This is a genomic window from Pseudoalteromonas sp. UBA6610 (assembly GCF_002433295.1).
GTDB lineage: Bacteria > Pseudomonadota > Gammaproteobacteria > Enterobacterales > Alteromonadaceae > Pseudoalteromonas > Pseudoalteromonas atlantica.
This window is the reverse complement of the sequence record NZ_DJHW01000100.1, coordinates 1-4599: the sequence shown is the minus strand read 5'-3', so window position 1 is coordinate 4599 and position 4599 is coordinate 1. Positions and strand designations below refer to the sequence as shown.

At 42.1% G+C, this 4599-nt stretch carries 4 protein-coding genes; 3 read left to right on the top strand and 1 reads right to left on the bottom strand.

Annotated features, from left to right (window positions below; translation table 11 throughout):
- The 3 genes from B4F91_RS13390 to B4F91_RS13380 form a co-directional block, all read left to right on the top strand.
- The coding region (locus B4F91_RS13390) for an SIS domain-containing protein (RefSeq protein WP_288635849.1) at nt 1-624 on the top strand (624 nt) is incomplete at its 5' end.
- Nucleotides 625-736: 112 nt separating this feature from the next.
- Nucleotides 737-1924, top strand: a complete 1188-nt coding sequence (locus B4F91_RS13385; protein WP_286938533.1) for an alpha/beta hydrolase-fold protein — start codon at nt 737-739, stop codon at nt 1922-1924.
- A 205-nt stretch (nt 1925-2129) separates the two neighbouring features.
- Nucleotides 2130-3431: a DEAD/DEAH box helicase gene (locus B4F91_RS13380; RefSeq protein ID WP_288635847.1), complete on the top strand. Its 1302-nt coding sequence runs from the start codon at nt 2130-2132 to the stop codon at nt 3429-3431.
- Between the two features lie 99 nt (nt 3432-3530).
- Here B4F91_RS13380 and B4F91_RS13375 read toward each other — a convergent pair.
- Nucleotides 3531-4599 (bottom strand): S41 family peptidase (locus tag B4F91_RS13375; RefSeq protein WP_288635845.1); only part of this gene is annotated, 1069 nt, incomplete at its 5' end.

Genomic DNA, 4599 nt, shown 5'->3' with positions numbered 1-4599 from the left:
GTAGCTTCTACTAAAGCATTTACAACGCAATTAGTTGGTTTGTTAATGCTTACTGCGTCTATAGCGCAAGAAAAAGGCATTGATCAAAGTACCATTGTAGATGCTATAAAAGTACTTCCTACTAAGCTTGAAGAAACATTGCTACTCGCTGATGGCATTGCAGACCTTGCAGAAGAATTTGCCGATAAGCATCACTCACTGTTTTTAGGTCGTGGCTCACAATACCCAATTGCAATGGAAGGTGCGCTTAAACTTAAAGAGATCTCGTACATTCATGCAGAAGCCTACGCAGCGGGCGAACTAAAACATGGGCCACTTGCGCTTATAGATGCCGACATGCCAATTATTGTTGTAGCACCAAACAATGAGCTATTAGAAAAGCTTAAATCAAACGTAGAAGAAGTTCGCGCACGTGGCGGCATTATTTACGTATTCGCAGATAAAGATTCACACTTTGAGTCAGACGACACAATGCGTGTAATCAACGTAAACCACACTGACGATATTATTGCGCCAATTGTTTACACACTGCCATTACAGTTACTGTCGTACTATGTAGCGGTAATTAAAGGTACTGACGTTGACCAACCACGTAACTTAGCTAAATCGGTTACTGTTGAGTAAAATCAAAAGGTTGGTAATTACCTGTTAAAGATAAAAAGGCGCTTAATGCGCCTTTTTTTGTATCTCAAAGCCTGTTAGATTAAATAACACACTATTTTCTAAAGGATTAGTAATGCGTTTATTAACCGCTGTTTTTATATGTAGTTTATTTATATTTTATTCTAGTAGCACACTTGCAGAGCCTGATTTAAAACAGCAAACCATTAGTTATACGCAACAAACACATACTATTAATTCAGCCGTTTTAAACGAAGAACGCACAGTTGTAGTCCAGCTTCCAAAGAGTTATCAAGCTAATCCAAACAAAGTTTATCCGGTCATTTATCGCCTTGATGGCGCGGGTAATATACCACTTATAAGTGCAGTGATGGAGCGTTTACAAAATGATAATCGTGCGCCTGAGGTTATTATTGTCGCTATTGAAAACACCAATCGACTCAGAGATTTTTACCCCACAGTAAATAAAGAGCCACAAGGCCCGGTAGGTGAAGGCGGTGGTGCAGCAAAGTTTTTAGCATTTATTGAGCAAGAGCTTATGCCCTTGATTAATAAAAGTTACCGTTCGCACAACTTTAATGTAATTGCTGGGGCTTCTGCGGCAGGCGTGTTTGCACTTTATACAATGCAAGCTAACCCTGAGCTTTTCCAAGCGCATATTGCGTATAGCCCTGCGGTTTGGTGGAACTATGGCGCACCGGTAAAAACGGCTAAGTCGTTTATCAATAAATCAAAAGATCTGAATAACTATGTTTATATAAATATTGGTGAAGAAGCTGGCTTAATGCGTGAGCGATACAATGAGCTGCAGCAAGCTTTGCAATCTAATAGCTTGCCAAATTTACGCTTCTTTAGTGACGCGTTTAATAATGTATCGCATAACCTGACTTCGGTTGCTGGTTCATTTAATGCCTATCACAACTTATTTTTACCTAAGCAAATGCCTATGAGTGCTTTAAGCGATGATATAGAGTCTATTGATGTTTATTATAAAAAGTTATCTCAGCAATGGGGCGAGCAGATTGCGCCACCGGATCGCGCTGTTAGATCACTCGGTTATAACTTAACGGGCAGCAAGCAATTTACCCGTGCTATTGAAGTGTTTAAGTACAATATAAAAAACCACCCAAAATCAGCCGATGCGCTTTCAGCCTTGTCCTACGGTTATGAAATGCAAGGCGATACTCGCCAAGCGCTTGAACAGATGGAGTCTGCTTTAGCCATTACAAATGACTCATATCCTTATATAAATTATTTAAGAGAAACAAAAGCTAGGTTACAAGCAGAACTTAGCAAGAACTAATAATATTGCTAACTTAGTTGTTGGCTTTTTATGAAAGCCTCTTTAAGTTTGGAGTGCTCACGGTGACAGTCAAAATTCCTCGAAGCTTGTAACTCGACGCTCGCAGCCATTACTTAAACCACATTTAAATCACTAATCCCTACTTAATAAGCGCTAAATACGCTAAAATTACAGGCTACTTTTTTAGCAATAAGCCCACAATTTTATGACCTCAGCAACAAGCCCTAGTGCCTTTAACGATCTTGGCCTTATTCCAGAGCTACAAGCTCGTTTAACCGATTTGGAATATAGCCAACCTACGCCAATTCAAGCTAAGGCGATTCCAAGTGTACTGGCTGGTAGCGATTTAATTGCAGGGGCAAATACTGGCTCAGGTAAAACAGCAACGTTTGCTTTGCCAATGCTGCAAACCCTATTTTTAGAGCATGGATCTAAAAAAGCAGCGAGCAAAGGTAATTTTGTCACTGGGCTTATTTTGGTACCTACGCGCGAGCTTGCTACGCAGGTGGCCGATAGCGTTAAATCGTATTCTGCTAACTTTAATGGCGCCATTAAAACAGTGGCGGTATTTGGTGGTGTGTCGGTTAATACACAAATGCAGGCTCTACGCGGCGGCGCCGATATTATTGTTGCAACACCAGGGCGTTTGCTCGATTTAATCTCAAGCAATGCTATTAAGCTCGATAAAGTAACTACACTTGTGCTTGATGAAGCCGACCGCATGTTAAGCCTTGGCTTTACCGAAGAGCTTGCTGAGTTATTAGCGCTTATGCCTGCTAAAAAACAAACCATGTTGTTTTCAGCGACCTTCCCAGAGCAAGTAACACAATTAACGCAAGAGCTGTTAACCAACCCTGTTGAAATACAAGTTCAAAGCAAAGACGAAAGCACCTTAGTACAGCGCGTATTTACAGTTAATAAAGGCGAAAAAACCACGGCTTTAGCGCATTTAATTAAAGCGCATAAATGGCGCCAAGCACTTATTTTTGTAAACGCTAAAAAAGACTGTGAGCACTTAGCAGCTAAGCTTGAAAAGCGTGGTATTAACGCACAGGTATTTCATGGTGACAAAGGCCAAAGTGAGCGTACTCGCGTAATTGAAAAGTTTAAAGCCGGTGAAATAGAAGTACTTATTGCCACCGATATAGCAGCCCGTGGTTTAGATATTGCCAAACTGCCTGTCGTTATTAACTTTAACTTACCGCGTAGCCCCGCTGATTATATGCACCGTATTGGCCGAAGCGGCCGTGCCGGTGAAGTTGGCCTAGCGTTATCGTTAATTGATTACGAAGACTTTCATCACTTTAAAATAATCGAAAAGAAAAACAAACTGCGTTTAGAGCGTGAAGAAGTAACCGGTTTTGCGGTAAACCAAGCAAATCTTGATGCAGCACAAGCACTTAAAAGCGATAAGCCAATGGCAAAGCCCGCCGGCACAGGCAAGAAAAAGAAAAAAAATAAAGCCGACGATATAGATGATGTATGGAGTGGTTGGAGAAAAAGATAAGCCTTAATACATATAAGTCATTAAACTCGAATTATTAAAAAACCCTGCAAATTTGCAGGGTTTTTTTATTGGTATTAGCTTGTTTAGCTCTGCAGCAAATTAAAACTTAGACGGAGCTGGTGGCACCACTAAGGGTTGCTTAGGGTTTTCTTTAAGCTCCTTTAATAACTCTTGTACAGCACGCTCTATCGATGGATCTTGGCCTTTATAAATAAGCTCTGGGCGATCAACCACTTTAATATCAGGAGCAACGCCTTCGTTTTCTATAATCCAGTTACCTTGGGTATCTAAAATACGGAATGTAGCCGCAATTACTTGCCCGCCATCTACAAGAGCAGGGTTGCCAGAAATACCAATTAAGCCACCCCACGTACGCGTACCAATTAGCTTACCTAAACCCGCTTGGCGGAAGTAGTAAGGAATTGCGTCGCCGCCTGAGCTTGAATAGCCGTTTATTAGCATTGCTTTAGGACCGTCGTGCGCAAACTGTGGAGTTTTAGTCGGCTCGGTGCCTCGGCGTTTCCAATAGTTAAGTGGTTTACGTGCAAGCCAGGTGATCATGTGCTCAGGAATATAGCCACCGCCATTGTAACGGTCATCAATAATCATGGCGTCTTTGGTTGTTTGCGGCATGTAATTTTTAAACATGGCGCGGTTACCTTCATACGCTGTATTTGGCAGGTGCACGTAGCCAATACGCCCGTTTGATAGCTTATTAACGTAGGCTGCACGCGAGTTAACCCAGTCTAAATAACGTAGGCCTTGCTCACTGGCTACCGGTTTTACTGTTACTTGCCACGCGCCTTTGCTACGCGGTTTGCTGTTTAGCACTAGCTCTACTTGCTCGCCTTGGGTGTTTTCAAGGAGTTCGTAAAAGTTAGCCACGTCTTTAACCGAGCGGCCGTTTACCGCAATTATGTAATCGCCATTATGCGCTTTTACGCCTGTGGTGCCCAGCGGTGAGCGGAAATCGTCATGCCAGTTTTCACCTTTAAAGATTTGCTCTATTTTTACGTAACCCGATGGATCGCTTGCAAGCTTAGCGCCTAATAAACCGTGGTTTTTACGCTCGGCTTTTGGCATATCGCCCGATTGCACGTAAATATGGCCTGAGTTAATTTCGCCGGCAATTTCGCTAAGTATGTAATCAAGGTCGCTACGATGGCTA

Coding starts and splice junctions, on each gene's coding strand:
- B4F91_RS13380 (WP_288635847.1), top strand. CDS start 2,130: ATGACCTCAGCAACAAGCCCTAGTGCCTTTAACGATCTTGGCCTTATT.
- B4F91_RS13385 (WP_286938533.1), top strand. CDS start 737: ATGCGTTTATTAACCGCTGTTTTTATATGTAGTTTATTTATATTTTAT.